Source organism: Mitsuaria sp. GD03876 (assembly GCF_029840635.1).
In the GTDB taxonomy this organism is placed as follows: Bacteria; Pseudomonadota; Gammaproteobacteria; order Burkholderiales; family Burkholderiaceae_C; genus Roseateles.
Genome location: NZ_JAOCCU010000012.1, coordinates 73,278 through 90,438 on the forward strand (window position 1 = coordinate 73,278; position 17,161 = coordinate 90,438).

The 17,161-nt window shown below is 63.8% G+C and carries 30 protein-coding genes; all 30 read right to left on the reverse strand.

The features are described 5' to 3' along the window. Positions 1-2: 2 nt before the first annotated feature. Positions 3-1,880 (reverse strand): protein-disulfide reductase DsbD, encoded by a 1,878-nt coding sequence (gene dsbD / locus N5D62_RS09735; protein ID WP_279757524.1) that lies wholly within the window; start codon positions 1,878-1,880, stop codon positions 3-5. Between the two features lie 206 nt (positions 1,881-2,086). Continuing rightward, positions 2,087-2,470, reverse strand: a complete 384-nt coding sequence (gene rplQ / locus N5D62_RS09740) for a 50S ribosomal protein L17 (protein ID WP_279757525.1) — start codon at positions 2,468-2,470, stop codon at positions 2,087-2,089. Positions 2,471-2,561: 91 nt separating this feature from the next. After that, on the reverse strand, positions 2,562-3,554 hold the full coding sequence (gene rpoA, locus N5D62_RS09745; protein ID WP_067278809.1) for a DNA-directed RNA polymerase subunit alpha: 993 nt from the start codon (positions 3,552-3,554) through the stop codon (positions 2,562-2,564). A 142-nt stretch (positions 3,555-3,696) separates the two neighbouring features. Beyond that, positions 3,697-4,320 carry a 30S ribosomal protein S4 gene (gene rpsD, locus N5D62_RS09750; protein ID WP_067065205.1) on the reverse strand — a complete coding sequence of 208 codons (624 nt, stop codon included), beginning with the start codon at positions 4,318-4,320 and terminating at the stop codon, positions 3,697-3,699. A 259-nt stretch (positions 4,321-4,579) separates the two neighbouring features. Continuing rightward, entirely contained in the window at positions 4,580-4,984 is a 405-nt protein-coding gene (gene rpsK, locus N5D62_RS09755; RefSeq protein WP_056194196.1) for a 30S ribosomal protein S11, read from the reverse strand. Between the two features lie 26 nt (positions 4,985-5,010). Next, the gene (rpsM, locus tag N5D62_RS09760; protein ID WP_088404620.1) at positions 5,011-5,376 is read right to left on the reverse strand and encodes a 30S ribosomal protein S13; all 366 of its coding nucleotides are present in this window, start codon (positions 5,374-5,376) and stop codon (positions 5,011-5,013) included. Between the two features lie 36 nt (positions 5,377-5,412). Beyond that, positions 5,413-5,526, reverse strand: coding sequence for a 50S ribosomal protein L36 (gene rpmJ, locus N5D62_RS09765; RefSeq protein WP_058933616.1), 114 nt, complete (start codon positions 5,524-5,526; stop codon positions 5,413-5,415). A gap of 62 nt (positions 5,527-5,588) precedes the next feature. Further along, positions 5,589-5,807 carry a translation initiation factor IF-1 gene (gene infA, locus N5D62_RS09770; RefSeq protein WP_009855680.1) on the reverse strand — a complete coding sequence of 73 codons (219 nt, stop codon included), beginning with the start codon at positions 5,805-5,807 and terminating at the stop codon, positions 5,589-5,591. A 51-nt stretch (positions 5,808-5,858) separates the two neighbouring features. Beyond that, positions 5,859-7,169 carry a preprotein translocase subunit SecY gene (gene secY, locus N5D62_RS09775; RefSeq protein WP_279757529.1) on the reverse strand — a complete coding sequence of 437 codons (1,311 nt, stop codon included), beginning with the start codon at positions 7,167-7,169 and terminating at the stop codon, positions 5,859-5,861. Positions 7,170-7,195: 26 nt separating this feature from the next. Beyond that, positions 7,196-7,627 (reverse strand): 50S ribosomal protein L15, encoded by a 432-nt coding sequence (gene rplO, locus N5D62_RS09780; protein ID WP_279757530.1) that lies wholly within the window; start codon positions 7,625-7,627, stop codon positions 7,196-7,198. Positions 7,628-7,652: 25 nt separating this feature from the next. Beyond that, the gene (gene rpmD / locus N5D62_RS09785; RefSeq protein ID WP_279757531.1) at positions 7,653-7,835 is read right to left on the reverse strand and encodes a 50S ribosomal protein L30; all 183 of its coding nucleotides are present in this window, start codon (positions 7,833-7,835) and stop codon (positions 7,653-7,655) included. Between the two features lie 16 nt (positions 7,836-7,851). Next, entirely contained in the window at positions 7,852-8,370 is a 519-nt protein-coding gene (gene rpsE, locus N5D62_RS09790; protein WP_279757532.1) for a 30S ribosomal protein S5, read from the reverse strand. Positions 8,371-8,388: 18 nt separating this feature from the next. Further along, positions 8,389-8,748, reverse strand: a complete 360-nt coding sequence (rplR, locus tag N5D62_RS09795; protein WP_279757533.1) for a 50S ribosomal protein L18 — start codon at positions 8,746-8,748, stop codon at positions 8,389-8,391. Positions 8,749-8,759: 11 nt separating this feature from the next. Continuing rightward, complete coding sequence (rplF, locus tag N5D62_RS09800) at positions 8,760-9,293, reverse strand: 50S ribosomal protein L6 (protein ID WP_279757534.1); 534 nt, start codon at positions 9,291-9,293, stop codon at positions 8,760-8,762. Between the two features lie 19 nt (positions 9,294-9,312). Continuing rightward, a complete protein-coding gene (gene rpsH / locus N5D62_RS09805) occupies positions 9,313-9,708 on the reverse strand; it encodes a 30S ribosomal protein S8 (protein WP_058933609.1) in 396 nt (131 codons plus the stop codon). Positions 9,709-9,731: 23 nt separating this feature from the next. Next, positions 9,732-10,037 (reverse strand): 30S ribosomal protein S14, encoded by a 306-nt coding sequence (rpsN, locus tag N5D62_RS09810; protein WP_067065192.1) that lies wholly within the window; start codon positions 10,035-10,037, stop codon positions 9,732-9,734. Positions 10,038-10,045: 8 nt separating this feature from the next. Then, positions 10,046-10,585, reverse strand: coding sequence for a 50S ribosomal protein L5 (rplE, locus tag N5D62_RS09815; protein WP_067278833.1), 540 nt, complete (start codon positions 10,583-10,585; stop codon positions 10,046-10,048). A gap of 10 nt (positions 10,586-10,595) precedes the next feature. Next, positions 10,596-10,913 (reverse strand): 50S ribosomal protein L24, encoded by a 318-nt coding sequence (gene rplX, locus N5D62_RS09820; protein ID WP_279757535.1) that lies wholly within the window; start codon positions 10,911-10,913, stop codon positions 10,596-10,598. A gap of 25 nt (positions 10,914-10,938) precedes the next feature. Next, a complete protein-coding gene (gene rplN, locus N5D62_RS09825; RefSeq protein ID WP_058933605.1) occupies positions 10,939-11,307 on the reverse strand; it encodes a 50S ribosomal protein L14 in 369 nt (122 codons plus the stop codon). 257 nt (positions 11,308-11,564) lie between these two features. Further along, the gene (locus tag N5D62_RS09830) at positions 11,565-12,074 is read right to left on the reverse strand and encodes a peroxiredoxin (protein WP_279757536.1); all 510 of its coding nucleotides are present in this window, start codon (positions 12,072-12,074) and stop codon (positions 11,565-11,567) included. Between the two features lie 160 nt (positions 12,075-12,234). Beyond that, positions 12,235-12,504: a 30S ribosomal protein S17 gene (gene rpsQ, locus N5D62_RS09835; RefSeq protein WP_279757537.1), complete on the reverse strand. Its 270-nt coding sequence runs from the start codon at positions 12,502-12,504 to the stop codon at positions 12,235-12,237. Next, positions 12,501-12,698: a 50S ribosomal protein L29 gene (gene rpmC, locus N5D62_RS09840; RefSeq protein WP_088404614.1), complete on the reverse strand. Its 198-nt coding sequence runs from the start codon at positions 12,696-12,698 to the stop codon at positions 12,501-12,503. Before rpmC ends, rpsQ begins: the two co-directional genes overlap by 4 nt. A gap of 14 nt (positions 12,699-12,712) precedes the next feature. Then, entirely contained in the window at positions 12,713-13,129 is a 417-nt protein-coding gene (gene rplP, locus N5D62_RS09845) for a 50S ribosomal protein L16 (protein ID WP_067065182.1), read from the reverse strand. Positions 13,130-13,141: 12 nt separating this feature from the next. Then, a complete protein-coding gene (gene rpsC / locus N5D62_RS09850) occupies positions 13,142-13,951 on the reverse strand; it encodes a 30S ribosomal protein S3 (RefSeq protein WP_067065181.1) in 810 nt (269 codons plus the stop codon). Positions 13,952-13,966: 15 nt separating this feature from the next. Next, positions 13,967-14,296, reverse strand: coding sequence for a 50S ribosomal protein L22 (rplV, locus tag N5D62_RS09855; protein WP_058937144.1), 330 nt, complete (start codon positions 14,294-14,296; stop codon positions 13,967-13,969). A gap of 11 nt (positions 14,297-14,307) precedes the next feature. Beyond that, a complete protein-coding gene (rpsS, locus tag N5D62_RS09860) occupies positions 14,308-14,586 on the reverse strand; it encodes a 30S ribosomal protein S19 (protein ID WP_058933599.1) in 279 nt (92 codons plus the stop codon). A gap of 13 nt (positions 14,587-14,599) precedes the next feature. Beyond that, positions 14,600-15,424, reverse strand: coding sequence for a 50S ribosomal protein L2 (rplB, locus tag N5D62_RS09865; RefSeq protein WP_279757538.1), 825 nt, complete (start codon positions 15,422-15,424; stop codon positions 14,600-14,602). Further along, the gene (gene rplW / locus N5D62_RS09870) at positions 15,424-15,738 is read right to left on the reverse strand and encodes a 50S ribosomal protein L23 (protein WP_279757539.1); all 315 of its coding nucleotides are present in this window, start codon (positions 15,736-15,738) and stop codon (positions 15,424-15,426) included. Before rplW ends, rplB begins: the two co-directional genes overlap by 1 nt. Then, on the reverse strand, positions 15,735-16,355 hold the full coding sequence (rplD, locus tag N5D62_RS09875) for a 50S ribosomal protein L4 (RefSeq protein WP_279757540.1): 621 nt from the start codon (positions 16,353-16,355) through the stop codon (positions 15,735-15,737). Before rplD ends, rplW begins: the two co-directional genes overlap by 4 nt. Further along, positions 16,355-17,026 carry a 50S ribosomal protein L3 gene (gene rplC, locus N5D62_RS09880; protein WP_279757541.1) on the reverse strand — a complete coding sequence of 224 codons (672 nt, stop codon included), beginning with the start codon at positions 17,024-17,026 and terminating at the stop codon, positions 16,355-16,357. Before rplC ends, rplD begins: the two co-directional genes overlap by 1 nt. Between the last annotated feature and the right edge of the window lie 135 nt (positions 17,027-17,161).

Here is a 17,161-nt window from a genome sequence, read left to right on the forward strand (position 1 = left end):
ATTCAGAGGCCCGCCGCCTGCAGCGATTGCAGGAAGCGGTCGGCGTCCTGGAAACCGATCACGCGCACGCCGACCAGTTCCTCGCCCTTGGGATCGAAGAAGATCGTTCCCGGCGGCCCGAACAGCTTGAAGCGCTTGAGCAGCTCGCGATCCTCGGCATTGTTGGCGGTGACGTCGGCCTTCAGCAGCACGGCGCCGGCCAGCTTGGCCTGCACCCGCGCGTCGGTCAGCGTGAAACGCTCCATCTCCTTGCAGGAGACGCACCAGTCGGCATAGAAGTCCAGCATCACCGGCTTGCCGGCGGTGCGCAGCGCCTCGTCGAGTTCGGCGACGCTCGAGACCTTGCGGAAGCTGACACCGGACGACTCCGCCACCACGGCGGACGCGCCCGGCTTGCCGGCGCCGATCACGCCGGCCAGCGGCTTGAGCGTGTCGGTCCCGCCGGCGGCGACGCCGACGAACTGCGCCACGCCGAACACCATCGCGGCCATCGCCACGCTCTTGCTCAGCCAGACGCGCGGGGTGTTGATCTCGGTGCGCTGGAACAGGCCCAGCAGCGCCGCCAGCGCGATCAGCAGGCCGCCCCACAGCAGCTGCGCCGCGACCGGCGGCAGCACCGGCTGGACGATCCACAGCGCGACCGACAGCAGCAGCAGGCCGAAGAAGTACTTCACCGTCTCCATCCACGGACCGGCGCGCGGCAACAGCGTGCCAGCGGACAGGCCCAGCAGCAGCAGCGGCACGCTCATGCCCCAGGCGAGCGCGAACAGCGCCAGGCCACCGATCGCGACGTTGCCGGTCTGGCTGATGTACAGCAGCGCGCCGGCCAGCGGCGCGGCGACGCAGGGGCTGACGATCAGCGCGGACAGCCCGCCCATCAGGAAGACGCTCACGAACTTGCCGGCGGGCAGGCGCTGCGTGGCGTCGGACACGCCACCGGTGAAGCGGCTGGGGAGCTGGATCTCGTAGACGCCGAACATCGACAGCGAGAAGCCGACCAGCATCAACGCGAACAGCGCCAGGACCCAGGGCTTTTGCAGGTAGGCCGCCAGCCCGCCGCCGGCGAGCCCGGCGGCGACGCCAAGCGCCGTGTACAGCAGCGCCATGCCCAGCGAGTAGCTGAAGGCGAGGAAGAAGCCGCGCGCCCGCGACGGCGCCTGCCCCTGGCCGACGATGATCGACGAGAGGATCGGCAGCATCGGCAGCACGCAGGGGGTCAGCGACAGCAGCACGCCCGCGGCGAAGAACGCGCCGATGACCAGCCACAGCCGACCGGAGGCAAGCACCTCGTCGAGCGGCGAGCCGGTGGCGCCCTTCGCGCCGGTGGCCGCGCCGTCCGCGGCCTTCGCCGGCGACGCGTCGGCCGCCGTCGAAGCCACGGCGTTCGAGACGCCGAAGCCGCTCAGCGCCTCGGGCGCCGCGCCGATCTGGATGGCGCCGTCGCCGCCGAAGCCCTTCAGGCCGAGCGTCAACTGGCTCTTCATCGGCGGATAACACAGCCCCTTGTCCGCGCAGCCCTGGCCGGTCAGCACCAGCTTGAGCGGCGCCGCCTCGAGCGCCGCCACCGGGACCTTGATGCTCAGGCGCTCGCGGTAGGTCTCGACCTCCTTCTGGAAGGTCTCGTCGAACTTGCGCTTGGGCGCGGGCCAGGCGATCTCGCCCAGCGTCGCGCCGGCGGGTTCCAGCTTGAACTGGTCCCGGTACATGTAATACCCGGGCGCGATCGTGAAGTTCAGCTGGAACTCGCGATCGCCGGTCAGTTGCACGTCGACCTTGAAGGCCTGTTCGGGTTCGAGGAAGTCGTCGGCACGGGCCGGGGCGCCCAGCAGGGCGCTCACCAGCGCCACCAGCAGCGCCAGCGCGGGCAGCAGACGTCGCATCAAGGCAGGAAGGGTCATGAACGCGGGACGCGCGGGCTCGTGGCCCAGGTCGTCGTCAAGGTCGGAAAGGCGCGAAGCTTAGCGCCAAGCGCGCGGCATGACATTCGACAGGCGGCATGTCCGGCCCCGCGTGCGCGTATCGCGGACACAAAAGAAAAAAGGCCAGCATTGCTGCTGGCCTTCATGCGCGGAACGCGAGTCGCCGATTACTCGGCGTCGCCTTCGGCCGCTTCCGGACGATCGACCAGCTCGACGTACGCCATCGGGGCGTTGTCGCCGACGCGGAAGCCCATCTTCAGGATGCGGGTGTAGCCGCCCGGACGGGTGGCGAAACGGGGGCCCAACTCGTTGAACAGCTTGACGACGATGTCGCGGTCACGCAGGCGGTTGAACGCCAGGCGACGGTTCGCGACGGTCGGCTCCTTGGCCAGGGTGATCAGCGGCTCGACGATGCGACGCAGTTCCTTCGCCTTGGGCAGCGTGGTCTTGATCGCTTCGTGTTGCAGCAGCGAGACCGCCATGTTGCGGAACATCGCGGCGCGGTGTTCGCTGGTGCGGTTCAGTTTGCGGAGGCCGTTACGGTGGCGCATGGTGCTTTCCTTCCTTCAGTTATTGCCGGCAGCCGGATCAGGTACTGCCGGGGGCACCGGACGGGCCGAATGACCCGTCCATTTCAAAAAATCAACGCTTGTCGAGACCTTGGGGCGGCCAGTTCTCGAGACGCGAGCCCAGGGTCAGGCCGCGCGAGGCGAGCACTTCCTTGATCTCGTTGAGCGACTTGCGACCCAGGTTCGGGGTCTTCAGCAGCTCGGTCTCGGTACGCTGGATCAGGTCACCGATGTAATAGATGTTCTCGGCCTTCAGGCAGTTGGCCGAACGCACGGTCAGCTCGAGCTCGTCGACCGGACGCAGCAGGATCGGGTCGAAGCTGCTGGAACGGGCCGCCGGCGCCTGATCGAACACGTCGACCAGATCGGTGCCTTGCAGCTGCGCGAACACAGCCATCTGTTCCACCAGGATCTTGGCCGAGGCACGGATCGCTTCCTCCGGGCTGATCGCGCCGTTGGTCTCGATCTCCATGACCAGCTTGTCCAGGTCGGTACGCTGCTCGACGCGGGCGTTCTCGACGGCGTAGCTGACGCGCTTGACCGGGCTGAACGAGGCGTCCAGCACGATGCGGCCGATGGCCTTGGTCGGCTCGTCGCCGTAGCGGCGCATGTTGCCGGGGACGTAGCCGCGGCCCTTCTCGACCTTGATCTGCATGTCCAGCTTGCCGCCTTGCGACAGGTGGGCGATGACGTGATCGGGGTTGATGATCTCGACGTCGTGCGGGGTCTGGATGTCGGCGGCGGTGACCGGGCCTTCGCCTTCCTTGCGCAGGACCAGCGTGACCTCTTCACGGTTGTGCAGGCGGAACACCACGCCCTTGAGGTTCAGCATGATGTGAACCACGTCTTCCTGCACGCCGTCGATGGCGGAGTACTCGTGCAGCACGCCCGCGATCGTCACTTCGGTCGGCGCATAACCCACCATCGAGGACAGCAGCACACGACGCAGGGCATTGCCCAGGGTGTGGCCATAGCCGCGTTCGAACGGCTCCAGGATCACCTTGGCGCGATGACCGCCCAGGGGCTCCACAGTGATGGATTTGGGTTTGAGCAGATTCGTTTGCATGAGGTCTTTCTTTCAATACCCTCGGTTCGTTACACCGATAAGGCTGAGGGACCAGCCCGGCGCACCCCAGTACAGCTGGCGACACCCGGACGAGGAAATGCCGAGACGGCCCGAATGGGGCCGCTCGGCAGGCACGAAAGAATTAACGCGAGTACAACTCAACGATCAGCGATTCGTTGATCTCGGCGCCGAACTCGTCGCGATCCGGCGTCTTCTTGAAGATGCCTTCCAGCTTGGTCGCGTCGACGGCCACCCAGGCCGGCAGACCGATCGACTCGGCCAGCTTCAGGCTGTCGATGATGCGCAGCTGCTTCTTGGCCTTTTCACGGACGGCGACCACGTCACCGGCCTTCACCAGGTAGGACGCGATGTTCACGACCTGGCCGTTCACCGTGATGCTCTTGTGCGAGACCAGCTGGCGGGCTTCCGCGCGGGTCGAGCCGAAGCCCATGCGATAGACGACGTTGTCCAGGCGCGATTCCAGCAGGACCAGCAGGTTCACGCCGGTCGAGCCCTTGCGGCGCTCGGCTTCGGCGAAATAGCGGCGGAACTGGCGCTCCAGCACGCCGTACATGCGCTTGACCTTCTGCTTCTCGCGCAGCTGCAGACCGAAGTCGGAGGTGCGCTGGCCCGAAGTGCGGCCGTGCTGGCCAGGCTTGGTGTCGAACTTCGCCTTGTCGCTGATGGCGCGGCGGGCGCTCTTCAGGAACAGGTCGGTGCCTTCACGGCGGGAAAGTTTGGCCTTCGGGCCGAGGTAACGTGCCACTTTGCGTGTCCTTCATCAATCTGACGCGCGCACCGAGACATTCCGTGCATCGCGCGAGTCCGGCCAGTGTTTTTGTAGGCTCGGACGGTGGGCTTCAAGAAGTCAGCGACTTCGACGAGGCCGGCGTTGCCACCGGCTTCCGCCGAGACGACCTTTCGGTCCGCCTCAGCAAAACGGCCGGCTGGCACTGACGCGCCAGCCGGCTGGATCTGAACGAATCGGAGATTATCGCACTACGCGATCGCTCAGCGCAAACCGCTTAGATGCGGCGGCGCTTCTGCGGACGGCAGCCGTTGTGCGGCACCGGCGTCACGTCGGAGATCGAGTTGATGCGGATGCCGAGCGCAGCCAGGGCGCGCACCGACGATTCGCGACCCGGGCCGGGGCCCTTGATCTTGACGTCCAGGTTCTTGATGCCTTGTTCTTGAGCAGCACGGCCGGCCACTTCGGCAGCCACCTGGGCCGCGAAGGGGGTCGACTTGCGCGAGCCCTTGAAGCCCTGGCCGCCCGAGGAGGCCCAGGACAGCGCACCACCCTGGCGATCGGTGATCGTGATGATGGTGTTGTTGAACGAAGCGTGAACGTGGGCGATACCGTCGGCAACGTTCTTCCGAACCTTCTTGCGAACGCGCTGGGCAGCCGAGTTATTGGGTGCTTTTGCCATGGTTAGCTTTCTTCAGATGCCGCGGATTACTTCTTGCCAGTCGCCGCCGACTTGCGCGGACCCTTGCGGGTACGGGCGTTCGTGCGGGTACGCTGGCCGCGCACCGGCAGGCCACGACGATGGCGGAAGCCACGATAGCAACCCAGGTCCATCAGACGCTTGATGTTGATGGACATCTCGCGACGCAGGTCGCCTTCGATGGTCAGGCGGCCGACTTCCTCACGGATCTTTTCCAGATCGGAGTCGTTCAGGTCCTTGACCTTCTTGTCCAGCGGAATGCCGCAGCTGTTGCAGATCTTCTGCGCGGTCGTACGGCCAATGCCGTAGATCGAGGTCAGACCGATCTCGGTGTGCTTGTGCGGCGGAATGTTGATACCAGCAATACGTGCCATGTGCGTCCTCTAATTCGCTTGCAGTCGTGAGGCCAATCAGCCCTGGCGCTGCTTGTGGCGGGGATCGGTACAGATCACACGCACCACGCCATTACGGCGGATGATCTTGCAATTGCGGCACATCTTCTTGACGGATGCCGAAACTTTCATGGTCTGCTCCTTGACCTACTCTGTTCGCTCAATCAGCGTTGATCCGGGGGTTGCTAAGAAGCTCACTTCGCCCGGAACACGATGCGAGCACGACTCAAATCGTACGGTGTCAATTCGACGGTCACTTTGTCGCCCGGAAGGATGCGGATGTAGTGCATCCGCATCTTCCCGGAAATGTGACCGAGAACGACATGACCGTTCTCCAGCTTGACTCGGAAGGTTGCGTTGGGGAGGTTCTCAAGAATCTCACCCTGCATTTGAATGACGTCGTCTTTCGCCATACCTTCGGGTTGTGCTGAATTGGGTCCGAATATTCTCTTCAGCCTGACGCTTCAGTTGGCCTTGAAACTAGCCTTCTTCAGCAGGGACTCGTACTGCTGGCTCATCACATAGGACTGGACCTGAGCCCAGAAGTCCATGGTGACGACCACGATGATCAGCAGCGACGTGCCACCGAAATAGAACGGGACGTTGTACTTCAACGTCAGGAACTCAGGCAGCAGGCACACGCCGGTGATGTACACCGCACCTGCCAGCGTCAGCCGAGACAGGATCTTGTCGATGTGCCGGGCCGTCTGGTCGCCAGGACGAATCCCGGGGATGAACGCTCCGCTCTTCTTCAGGTTGTCTGCGGTCTCACGGCTGTTGAACACCAGCGCCGTGTAGAAGAAGCAGAAGAACACGATCGCAGCCGAATACAGCAGCACATAGATCGGTTGTCCCGGACGCAACGCGTCGGCGATGTCCTTCAACCAGCGCATGCTGTCGCCAGTCGCAAACCAGCTCACCAGCGTGGTGGGCAGCAGGATGATCGACGACGCGAAGATCGGCGGAATCACACCCGACATGTTCAGCTTCAGCGGCAGATGCGAGCTCTGGCCACCGTAGACCTTGTTCCCGACCTGGCGCTTGGCGTAGTTCACCAGGATCTTGCGCTGGCCGCGTTCAACGAACACCACCAGGTAAGTCACGGCGATCACGATCGCGATCACGACCAGGCAGGAGATCACGCTCATCGCGCCGGTACGAACCAGCTCGAGCAGACCGCCGATGGCGCCCGGCAGACCCGCGGCGATACCGCCGAAGATCAGGATCGAGATGCCGTTGCCCAGACCGCGCTCGGTGATCTGCTCACCCAGCCACATCAGGAACATCGTGCCAGCCACCAGGCTGGTCACCGCGGTGATGCGGAAACCGAAACCGGGGCTCAGCACCAGACCGGGCGAGCTCTCCAGCGCGAAAGCAATGCTCAAGCTCTGGAAGATCGCCAGGCCCAAGGTGCCATAGCGCGTGTACTGCGTGATCTTGCGACGGCCGGCCTCGCCTTCCTTCTTCAGCGCTTCCAGGCTCGGCACCACGTACGTCATGAGCTGCATGACGATCGAGGCCGAGATGTAGGGCATGATGCCCAGCGCGAAGACGGTGAAGCGCGACAGCGCACCGCCCGAGAACATGTTGAACAGGCTCAGGATCCCGCCCTGCTGGCCCTTGAACAGCTGCTGAAGCTGCGCCGGATCGATACCGGGCACGGGGATATGCGCCCCGATGCGGTACACGACCAGCGCGAGGACCAGGAACATCAGCCGGCGACGCAGGTCGCCGAACTTGCCGCTCTTGGCCAACTGGGATGCGTTGCTTGCCACTGCTGCCTAGTCCTGTGCTTGGCTGATTAAGCGACGGAGCCGCCGGCGGCTTCGATCGCCGCCTTCGCGCCGGCCGTCACGCCCAGACCCTTGACGCTCACCTTGCGGGTGATCTCGCCGGACTTGATGACCTTGACGGACTTCGCCAGCTCCGACACCAGGCCCACGGCCTTCAGCGTCAGCAGGTCGATTTCCTCGCCGGTCAGCTGGTTCAGCTCCGACAGCGTCACTTCCGCGTTGAACGGACGAGCCAGCGACTTGAAGCCGCGCTTGGGCAGGCGACGCTGCAGCGGCATCTGGCCGCCTTCGAAGCCGACCTTGTGGAAGCCACCGGCACGCGACTTCTGACCCTTGTGGCCACGGCCAGCGGTCTTGCCCAGACCAGAACCGATGCCACGGCCCACGCGACGCTTGGCGTGCTTGGCACCAGCGGCGGGCTTGATGGTATTGAGTTGCATCTTGTGTTCCTCGTTGGTGCCGTGCTTAGAGCACCTGCACCAGGTAGGCGATCTTGTTGATCATGCCGCGCACCGCGGGCGTGTCTTCCAGCGTCTTCGTGCTGTTGAGCTTGCGAAGACCCAGGCCGACCACCGTCGCGCGATGATCCGCACGGCAGCCGATCGGGCTGCGGACCAGCTTGACCGTGAGCATTTTCTTGTCAGACATCTCGATCTCCTGGCGATCAGTTGAAGATTTCTTCAACCGACTTGCCGCGCTTGGCCGCCACTTCGGCGGGCGTGGAGCAGCGCTTGAGCGCGTCCAGCGTGGCACGGACCATGTTGTAGGGGTTGGTCGAACCGTGGCTCTTGGTCACGATGTCGGTCACGCCCATCACTTCGAAGACAGCGCGCATCGGGCCGCCGGCGATGACGCCGGTACCGGCCGGAGCCGGAGCCATGATCACGTGCGCCGCGCCGTGCTCACCCACCACGTTGTGCTGGATGGTGCCATTGCGCAGGGCGACCTTGATCATGTTGCGGCGGGCCGATTCCATCGCCTTTTGCACGGCGACGGGCACTTCCTTGGCCTTGCCCTTGCCCATGCCGATGCGGCCATCGCCGTCACCGACCACGGTCAGCGCAGCGAAGGACAGCGTGCGGCCGCCCTTCACAACCTTCGTGACGCGGTTGACCGCGATCATCTTTTCCTTCAGGCCGTCGTCGTTGCCTTCGGTCTGAGCGCGGGGTTGAAACTTTGCCATTTCCTAATCCTTTGAGCGTCAGAACTGCAGGCCGGCTTCGCGAGCGGCTTCAGCCAGGGCCTTGACACGGCCGTGGTAAGCGAAGCCCGAACGGTCGAAAGCCACCTTCTCGACGCCAGCGGCCTTCGCCTTCTCGGCGATGCGCTTGCCGATCAGGGTCGCGGCGGCGACGTTGCCACCCTTGCCCGACAGCTGCGTGCGCACTTCCTTCTCGGCGGTCGAAGCCGAGGCCAGCACGCGCTGGCCGTCTTCGGAAATGACCGAGGCGTAGATGTGCAAGTTCGAGCGGAAGACCGTCAGACGGGCCACGCGCTGGAGAGCGATGCGGGCACGCGTTTGGCGCGAACGACGCAGGCGTTGTTCCTTCTTGTTCAGCATGGCGCGGCTCCTTACTTCTTCTTGGTCTCTTTGAGGGAGACCTTCTCGTCGGCGTAACGGATGCCCTTGCCCTTGTAGGGCTCCGGCGGACGGATCGCGCGCACTTCAGCGGCGATCTGACCGACGACCTGGCGATCCGCACCCTTGATCAGGATTTCGGTCTGGGTCGGGCACTCGACCTTGATACCAGCCGGCATGTCCTTGACGACCGGATGCGAGAAACCGATCTGCAGGTTCAGCTTCTGGCCTTGGGCCTGGGCACGGAAGCCCACGCCGACCAGGTTCAGCTTCTTCTCGAAGCCCTTGCTGACGCCGTTGACCATGTTGTTCAGCAGCGCGCGCATCGTGCCGCTCATCGCATCGGCATCGGCCGATTCGTTGGTCGGGACGAAGGTCAGCTTGCCGCCTTCCGATTTGACCGTCACCAGCGGGTTCACGGCCACGAACAGGGAGCCCTGGGCACCCTTCACGCTGATCTTGTCAGCGGCGATCGCCACGTCCACGCCTTGCGGGACGACGACCGGCATTTTTCCAACGCGGGACATTGTCTGTCTCTCCTTGCGCTTAGGCGACGTAGCAAAGCACTTCGCCGCCGACACCGGCTTGACGCGCCTTGCGGTCCGTCATCACGCCCTTGGGGGTCGTGACAATCGCCACGCCCAGGCCATTCATGACCTGGGGAATGTCGTGGCGGCCCTTGTAGATGCGCAGGCCGGGACGGCTCACGCGCTCGATGCGCTCGATCACCGGACGACCGGCGTAGTACTTCAGCGCAATTTCGAGCTCCGGGCGGGCGGCATCGCCACGCACCGCGAAGTCGTCGATATAGCCTTCATCCTTCAGGACCTTGGCGATCGCGACCTTCAGCTTCGACGAAGGCATCACGACGCTGGCCTTCTCAACGCTCTGGGCGTTGCGAATGCGGGTCAGCATATCGGCGATAGGATCACTCATGCTCATACGAAATCTCCTAAACCTGCCGATTACCAGCTGGCCTTGACGACACCGGGGATGTCGCCCTTGAAGGCCAGCTCACGAATCTTGTTACGAGCCAGGCCGAACTTGCGGAACGTGCCACGGGGGCGGCCGGTCAGCTCGCAGCGGTTGCGCTGGCGGGTCGGGTTGGCGTTCCGGGGCAGCTTCTGCAGCTCCAGGCGGGCCAGATAGCGCTCTTCGTCCGACTTCTTGCTGTCGTCGATGATGGCCTTCAGTTCCGCGTACTTCTTGGCGTACTTGGCGACCAGTTGGGCGCGCTTCAGCTCACGTTGCTTGATCGAGAGTTTTGCCACGGGTCACCTCAGTTCTTGAACGGGAACTTGAACGCAGCCAGCAGAGCCTTGGCTTCGTCGTCCGTCTTGGCCGTCGTCGTGATGCTGATGTTCAGACCACGCAGAGCATCCACCTTGTCGTACTCGATTTCGGGGAAGATGATCTGTTCCTTGACGCCGATGTTGTAGTTGCCGCGACCGTCGAACGAACGACCGGAGATACCGCGGAAGTCGCGCACGCGCGGCAGGGCCACGGTGACGAAGCGGTCCAGGAATTCGTACATCGTGGCGCCACGCAGGGTCACCATGCAGCCGATGGGCACGCCGTCACGGATCTTGAAGCCGGCGATCGCCTTCTTCGACTTCGTGACCACGGGCTTCTGGCCGGCGATCTTGGTCAGGTCGCCCACGGCGTGGTCCATGACCTTCTTGTCGGCGACCGCCTCGCTCACGCCCATGTTCAGCGTGATCTTGGTGATGCGCGGCACTTCCATCACGGACTTGTAGCCGAACTTCTCGGTCAGACCGGGGACGACCTTCTCGCGATAGAACTCTTGCAAACGAGCCATGTCTTACCCCTTAGGCCTTGATCTCTTCGCCGGTCGACTTGAACACGCGCACCCGCTTGCCGTCGCCGCCGAGCTTGATGCCCACGCGATCGGCCCTGCCGGAAGCGGCGTTGAAGATCGCCACGTTGGATTGATGGATGGGCATGGACTTGTCGACGATGCCGCCAGTCGTGCCCTTCAGCGGGTTCGGCTTGACGTGCTTCTTGACGACGTTGATGCCCTCGATCACCACGTGATCGGCGTCAACGCGCAGCGTCACGGTGCCGCGCTTACCCTTGTCGCGGCCGGTCAGAACGATGACCTCGTCGCCTTTGCGAATCTTGTTCATGGCAATACCTTTGTCTGAGCGGGGCTTAGAGCACCTCAGGCGCCAGCGACACGATCTTCATGAAGCGCTCGGTACGCAGTTCACGCGTGACCGGGCCGAAGATGCGGGTGCCGATGGGCTCCAGCTTGGCGTTCAGCAGCACGGCGGCATTGCCGTCGAACTTGACCAGGGAGCCGTCTTGGCGGCGCACACCCTTGGCAGTGCGCACGACCACCGCGTTGTAGACCTCGCCTTTTTTGACGCGGCCGCGCGGAGCAGCTTCCTTGATGCTGACCTTGATGATGTCGCCAATATGGGCATAACGACGCTTGGAACCACCAAGCACCTTGATGCACATGACGGACTTGGCGCCAGTGTTGTCCGCGACGTCGAGTCGCGATTGCATTTGGATCATGTCTGTCCCCAACTTTTCCCGCTCAGGCAACTGCGACCATCGCAGCCATCCAGAGCGGTCAGTCTTGGGCCCGTAAGCCAATCACCTGTCACCTTGCGGCGACCCGCGTCTGGCCTTCATGGGCAAGAAACCGAGAACCGAGGGCGGTCGTCCCGTGCGCTGGTCACGAAACCCCGTCGAGCGACGGAACCACCTTTCGGCGAAGCTGCGGATTATGCGCGATGCACAATCCGCCTGTCAACTGGTGATGCTTGAGTTCAGAGGGCTTGCGCCTGCTCGAGCATCGTGCCGGCGTCGCTGACCTCGAACTTGCCAGGCGCTTCGATGTTGAGGCTCTTCACCACGCCATCCTTCACCAGCATCGAGTAGCGCTGCGAGCGCAGGCCCATCCCGCGCGCGACGAGGTCGAGCGTCAGTCCGGTCGCCTGCGTGAACGCGGCGCTGCCGTCGGCCATCATGCGCACCTTGCCGGCGGTCTTCTGGTCACGGCCCCAGGCGCCCATGACGAAGGCGTCGTTGACCGACACGCACCAGACCTCGTCGACGCCGGCGGCCTTGAGCGCGTCCGCGTTCGCGACATAGCCCGGCACATGCTGCGCCGAGCACGTCGGCGTGAAGGCACCCGGCAGCGCGAAGATCGCCACGGTCTTGCCCGCGGTCAGCTTCTCGATGTCGAAGGTGTTCGGACCGAGCGAACAGCCCTCGCCTTCCACTTCGATGAATTCCTGCAGATTGCCGGCCGGCAGACGGTCGCCCACTTTCAGCATGACGTGCTCCTGGTTCCTGTTGTCGATGGAATGAAGCGGCAGAGTGTGCCGCGAAAAATGAAGAATGGCTGGGCACCGGGAATACCGGCGCTCCAGCCATTCAATGCATGACGCGGCGTGCCGCCCCATGCGTGCGCCGCCATTCGGGCGGCGCCGGCGATCAGACCAGCTGAGCCTTCTCGACCAGGCGGGTCACGACCCAGCTCTTGGTCTTGGACAGCGGACGGCCTTCGGCGATCTCGACGATGTCGCCCATCTTGTACTCGCCCTTTTCGTCATGGGCGTGGTACTTGCGGGAACGGGCCACGATCTTGCCGTACAGCTCGTGCTTGGCACGACGCTCGACCAGCACGGTGACGGTCTTGGCGCGCTTGTCGCTGACGACGCGACCGACCAGGGTGCGGGTGTTCTTCTCTTGAGCTTGCGTCATTTCGCGGCTCCCTTCTTCTCGGCCAGGATGGTCTTGGCGCGGGCGATGTCACGACGCGTATTGCCCAGCACCGAAGTGTTGGTCAGTTGTTGCGTCGCCTTTTGCATGCGCAGACCAAAGTGGGCCTTCAGCAGATCGGTGACTTCCTTCTTCAGGGCAGCCACGTCTTTCGCGCGCAGTTCAGATGCTTTCATGGGGTGTTCTCCAATCAGGCGCCGAGCTGGCGGGTCACGAAGGTGCAGCGCAGGGGCAGCTTGGCAGCGGCCAGCGTGAACGCCTCGCGCGCCAGAGCCTCAGGCACGCCGTTGACCTCGTAGAGCACCTTGCCGGGCTGGATCTCAGCCACGTAGTACTCCGGGTTGCCCTTGCCGTTGCCCATACGGACTTCGGCGGGCTTTTGCGAGATCGGCTTGTCCGGGAAGATGCGGATGAAGATCCGGCCACCGCGCTTGATGTGACGCGAGATGGCGCGGCGAGCCGCTTCGATTTGGCGAGCCGTGATACGGCCGCGCTCGGTGGCCTTCAGGCCGAAGTCACCGAAAGCGACAGTCGCGCCGCGGGTCGCAACACCAGTGTTGCGGCCCTTTTGCTCCTTGCGATATTTGCGACGAGCGGGTTGCAGCATGTTGAGTTCTCCTTACGCCTGGCCGCCGTCAGCGGCGGGCTTGCGCACCACACGCTTCGCAGCAGGCTTGTCGCCGCCTTCGGCAGGCTTGTCGCCACGACCGCGGCCACCCGGCGCGCCCGGACGGGCATTGCGACGGGGACGACGATCATCTTCGGCACCCGGGGGGGTGTTGATCACGGGGGCCTCGCCATTGGCCAGGCGGTCGCCGCGGTACACCCACACCTTGACGCCGATCACGCCGTAGGTGGTCTTGGCTTCGGAGAAGCCGTAATCGATGTCGGCCTTCAGGGTGTGCAGGGGCACACGACCTTCGCGATACCACTCGGTACGAGCGATTTCGATGCCGTTCAGACGGCCGGCGGACATGATCTTGATGCCCTGGGCGCCCAGGCGCATCGCGTTCTGCATCGCGCGCTTCATCGCGCGGCGGAACATGATGCGCTTCTCGAGCTGCTGGGTGATCGAGTCGGCGATCAGCTGGGCATCGATTTCGGGCTTGCGCACTTCTTCGATGTTGACCGCGACGGGCACGCCCAGACGCTTGGCCAGCTCGGCCTTCAGGTTCTCGATGTCCTCGCCCTTCTTGCCGATCACCACGCCCGGACGGGCCGAGAAGATCGTGATGCGAGCGTTCTTGGCAGGACGCTCGATCAGGATGCGCGAAACGGCGGCGTTCTTCAGCTTGGCCTTCAGGAAGTCGCGCACTTGCAGATCTTCGGCCAGCATGCTGGCGAAGTTCTGGTTGTTCGCGTACCAGCGCGACGCCCAGTTACGGGTGACGGGCAGGCGGAAGCCAGTCGGATGAATTTTCTGTCCCATAGTCTTCCTTCAGGCTCAGTTGCCGACGGTCACGTAGATATGGCAGGTCGGCTTGCTGATGCGGTTGCCGCGGCCCTTGGCGCGCGCGGAGAACCGCTTCAGCGTGGTGCCCTGCTCCACGTAGATCGAAGTGACCTTCAGCTCGTCAATGTCGGCACCGTCGTTGTGCTCGGCATTGGCGATGGCCGATTCCAGCGCCTTCTTGATGATCAGCGCGGCCTTCTTCTGGGTGAACTCGAGGATGTTCAGCGCTTGATCCACCTTCTTGCCGCGGATCAGGTCCGCCACGAGGCGGCCCTTATCAAACGACAGGCGGACGCCACGAACGATTGCTTTGGTTTCCATCGTCGTCATCCTTACTTCTTGCCGGCCTTCTTGTCGGCCGGGTGGCCCTTGAAGGTGCGGGTCAGAGCGAATTCACCCAGCTTGTGGCCAACCATCTGGTCAGACACATAGACCGGCACGTGCTGCTTGCCGTTGTGCACGGCGATCGTCAGACCGATGAACTCGGGCAGGATCGTCGAGCGGCGCGACCAGGTCTTGATGGGCTTCTTGTCCTTGATGGCAACGGCCTTGTCGACCTTGGCCATCAGGTGGTGATCCACGAAGGGACCCTTCTTGAGGGAACGAGCCATGTTGGTCTACCCCTTACTTCTTGCGACGCGAGACGATGAAGGTCTGCGTGCGCTTGTTGTTGCGAGTGCGGTAGCCCTTCGTCAGGGTGTTCCACGGCGACACAGGGGCCTGACCTTCACCCGTACGACCCTCACCACCACCGTGCGGGTGGTCGACCGGGTTCATGGCGGTACCACGCACGGTCGGGCGGATGCCCTTCCAGCGGATGGCGCCGGCCTTGCCGTACTGGCGCAGGCTGTGCTCTTCGTTGCTCACTTCGCCGATCGTCGCGCGGCAGTCGATGTGCACGCGGCGGACTTCGCCGGAGCGCAGACGGATCTGGGCGTACGAGCCATCACGCGCCATCAGCACCACGGAGGTACCGGCGGAACGGGCGATCTGGGCACCCTTGCTCGGCAACAGTTCCACGCAGTGGATCGTCGAACCCACGGGGATGTTGCGGATGGGCAGCGTGTTGCCGACCTTGATCGGGGCTTCCGCGCCGCTCAGGATCGTGGAACCGACGTCCAGGTTGCGCGGCGCGATGATGTAGCGACGCTCGCCATCGGCGTAGCACACCAGGGCGATGTGGGCCGTGCGGTTCGGGTCGTACTCGATGCGCTCGACCTTCGCCGGGATGCCGTCCTTGTTGCGACGGAAGTCCACCACGCGGTAGTGGTGCTTGTGACCACCGCCCTTGTGGCGCATCGTGATGTGACCGTTGTTGTTACGGCCAGCGTTCTGCTTCTGGGGCTCGAGCAGCGAAGCTTCGGGAGCGCCCTTGTGCAGGTGCTTGTGCACCACCTTCACCACGCCACGACGGCCAGGCGAAGTCGGCTTGACTTTAACGACGGCCATTACGCAGCCTCCCCGGAGAAGTTGAGCTCCTGGCCAGCCTTCAGCGACACGTACGCCTTCTTGACGTGGTCGCGACGGCCAACACGGCCACCGAAGCGCTTGGTCTTGCCCTTGACGTTGACGATGTTCACCGCCTCGACCTCAACCTTGAACATTTGTTCAACGGCAGCCTTGACTTCCGGCTTGGTCGCGTCGCGCAGGACCTTGAACAGGACTTGGTTGTGCTTTTCGCCAGCCATCGTGGCCTTCTCGGACACGATCGGAGCGAGCAGCACCTTGGCCAGACGGCCTTCAGCAAACTTGGGCGCGCTCATGCCAGCATCTCCTTCAGTTGCTCGATCGCCGCCTTCGTCACCAGGACCTTCTTGTAGAAGACCAGCGACAGCGGATCGACGTAGCGCGGCTCGACGACCAGCACGTTGGCCAGGTTGCGCGAGGCCAGCAGCAGGTTGTCGTCGACCTGGTCGGAGATCACCATGACGTGATCCAGACCCATGGCCTTGAGCTTGGCGGCGAGCAGCTTGGTCTTCGGGGCTTCGATCGCGATCGAATCCACGACGGCCAGGCGGCCTTCACGGGCCAGCTGCGACAGGATCGCGGCCATGCCGGCGCGGTACATCTTCTTGTTCAGCTTGTGCGAGAAGTTCTCGTCAGGCTTGTTCGGGAAGATGCGACCGCCCCCGCGCCACAGCGGCGACGAGGTCATACCAGCACGGGCGTTGCCGGTGCCCTTCTGACGGAACGGCTTCTTCGTCGAGTGACGAACTTCGGCGCGGGTCAGCTGAGCGCGGGTGCCTTGGCGGGCGTTGGCCTGGTAGGCCACGACGACCTGGTGCACCAGGGCTTCGTTGTAATCGCGAGCGAAAAGGGTATCCGGGGCGTCGACCTTCGACGTCGCCTGACCCTGCTCATTCAGGAGCTCGAGTTGCATCAGTTGGCTCCCTTCTTGGCCTTGACCTTGACGGCCGGATGGATCACGACGAATCCTTCCTTCGCGCCAGGAACGGCACCACGGACCAGCACCAGCTGGCGGGCTTCGTCGATGCGGACGACATCCAGGTTCTGGACGGTCACGGTGACGTCGCCGAGGTGGCCCGACATTTTCTTGCCCGGGAACACGCGGCCCGGATCCTGCGCCATCGAGATGGAGCCAGGAACGTTGTGCGAGCGGCTGTTACCGTGCGAAGCGCGCTGCGAACCGAAGTTGTGGCGCTTGATGGTGCCTGCGAAGCCCTTACCGATCGAGGTGCCCTGCACGTCGACCAGTTGGCCGGCGGCGAACAGCGTCACGGGGACTTGGGCGCCAGCCTTGTACTCGGCGGCGACCGCGGCATCCACGCGGAATTCCTTGATGATTTCACCGGCTTCGACGCCAGCCTTCGCGAGGTGACCCGCTTCCGGCTTGGTGACACGGGACGCCTTGCGCGTGCCGTAGGTCACCTGGATGGCGCTGTAGCCGTCGGACTCTTCGGTCTTGATCTGGGTCACGCGGTTGTTGGACACGTCCAGCACGGTCACGGGGACGGTATCGCCGTCGACCGTGAACACACGCATCATGCCAACCTTGCGGCCCAGCAATCCGAGACGATTGCTAAGACTCATGGTTTTCTCCTGACCCCGAACGCGCCGACGGAGACACCACCGCGCGCCTGAAGTCATTTCACACACCCGACATCGATTGGCCGGGCCGACAAGAGCACCGCGTGCTTGAGAGGACAGGAGTAAAGGCCCCAACCC

Excerpts from the sequence above, each read along its gene's own strand:
- dsbD (WP_279757524.1), bottom strand. The coding sequence starts at position 1,880 with ATGCGACGTCTGCTGCCCGCGCTGGCGCTGCTGGTGGCGCTGGTGAGC.
- rplQ (WP_279757525.1), bottom strand. The coding sequence starts at position 2,470 with ATGCGCCACCGTAACGGCCTCCGCAAACTGAACCGCACCAGCGAACAC.
- rpoA (WP_067278809.1), bottom strand. The coding sequence starts at position 3,554 with ATGCAAACGAATCTGCTCAAACCCAAATCCATCACTGTGGAGCCCCTG.
- rpsK (WP_056194196.1), bottom strand. The coding sequence starts at position 4,984 with ATGGCAAAAGCACCCAATAACTCGGCTGCCCAGCGCGTTCGCAAGAAG.
- rpsM (WP_088404620.1), bottom strand. The coding sequence starts at position 5,376 with ATGGCACGTATTGCTGGTATCAACATTCCGCCGCACAAGCACACCGAG.
- rpmJ (WP_058933616.1), bottom strand. The coding sequence starts at position 5,526 with ATGAAAGTTTCGGCATCCGTCAAGAAGATGTGCCGCAATTGCAAGATC.
- infA (WP_009855680.1), bottom strand. The coding sequence starts at position 5,807 with ATGGCGAAAGACGACGTCATTCAAATGCAGGGTGAGATTCTTGAGAAC.
- rplO (WP_279757530.1), bottom strand. The coding sequence starts at position 7,627 with ATGCAACTCAATACCATCAAGCCCGCCGCTGGTGCCAAGCACGCCAAG.
- rpmD (WP_279757531.1), bottom strand. The coding sequence starts at position 7,835 with ATGTCTGACAAGAAAATGCTCACGGTCAAGCTGGTCCGCAGCCCGATC.
- rpsE (WP_279757532.1), bottom strand. The coding sequence starts at position 8,370 with ATGGCAAAGTTTCAACCCCGCGCTCAGACCGAAGGCAACGACGACGGC.
- rplR (WP_279757533.1), bottom strand. The coding sequence starts at position 8,748 with ATGCTGAACAAGAAGGAACAACGCCTGCGTCGTTCGCGCCAAACGCGT.
- rplF (WP_279757534.1), bottom strand. The coding sequence starts at position 9,293 with ATGTCCCGCGTTGGAAAAATGCCGGTCGTCGTCCCGCAAGGCGTGGAC.
- rpsH (WP_058933609.1), bottom strand. The coding sequence starts at position 9,708 with ATGAGCATGAGTGATCCTATCGCCGATATGCTGACCCGCATTCGCAAC.
- rplE (WP_067278833.1), bottom strand. The coding sequence starts at position 10,585 with ATGGCTCGTTTGCAAGAGTTCTATCGCGAGAAGGTCGTCCCCGGTCTG.
- rplX (WP_279757535.1), bottom strand. The coding sequence starts at position 10,913 with ATGAACAAGATTCGCAAAGGCGACGAGGTCATCGTTCTGACCGGCCGC.
- rplN (WP_058933605.1), bottom strand. The coding sequence starts at position 11,307 with ATGATCCAAATGCAATCGCGACTCGACGTCGCGGACAACACTGGCGCC.
- N5D62_RS09830 (WP_279757536.1), bottom strand. The coding sequence starts at position 12,074 with ATGCTGAAAGTGGGCGACCGTCTGCCGGCCGGCAATCTGCAGGAATTC.
- rpsQ (WP_279757537.1), bottom strand. The coding sequence starts at position 12,504 with ATGACGCAAGCTCAAGAGAAGAACACCCGCACCCTGGTCGGTCGCGTC.
- rpmC (WP_088404614.1), bottom strand. The coding sequence starts at position 12,698 with ATGAAAGCATCTGAACTGCGCGCGAAAGACGTGGCTGCCCTGAAGAAG.
- rplP (WP_067065182.1), bottom strand. The coding sequence starts at position 13,129 with ATGCTGCAACCCGCTCGTCGCAAATATCGCAAGGAGCAAAAGGGCCGC.
- rpsC (WP_067065181.1), bottom strand. The coding sequence starts at position 13,951 with ATGGGACAGAAAATTCATCCGACTGGCTTCCGCCTGCCCGTCACCCGT.
- rplV (WP_058937144.1), bottom strand. The coding sequence starts at position 14,296 with ATGGAAACCAAAGCAATCGTTCGTGGCGTCCGCCTGTCGTTTGATAAG.
- rpsS (WP_058933599.1), bottom strand. The coding sequence starts at position 14,586 with ATGGCTCGTTCCCTCAAGAAGGGTCCCTTCGTGGATCACCACCTGATG.
- rplB (WP_279757538.1), bottom strand. The coding sequence starts at position 15,424 with ATGGCCGTCGTTAAAGTCAAGCCGACTTCGCCTGGCCGTCGTGGCGTG.
- rplW (WP_279757539.1), bottom strand. The coding sequence starts at position 15,738 with ATGAGCGCGCCCAAGTTTGCTGAAGGCCGTCTGGCCAAGGTGCTGCTC.
- rplD (WP_279757540.1), bottom strand. The coding sequence starts at position 16,355 with ATGCAACTCGAGCTCCTGAATGAGCAGGGTCAGGCGACGTCGAAGGTC.
- rplC (WP_279757541.1), bottom strand. The coding sequence starts at position 17,026 with ATGAGTCTTAGCAATCGTCTCGGATTGCTGGGCCGCAAGGTTGGCATG.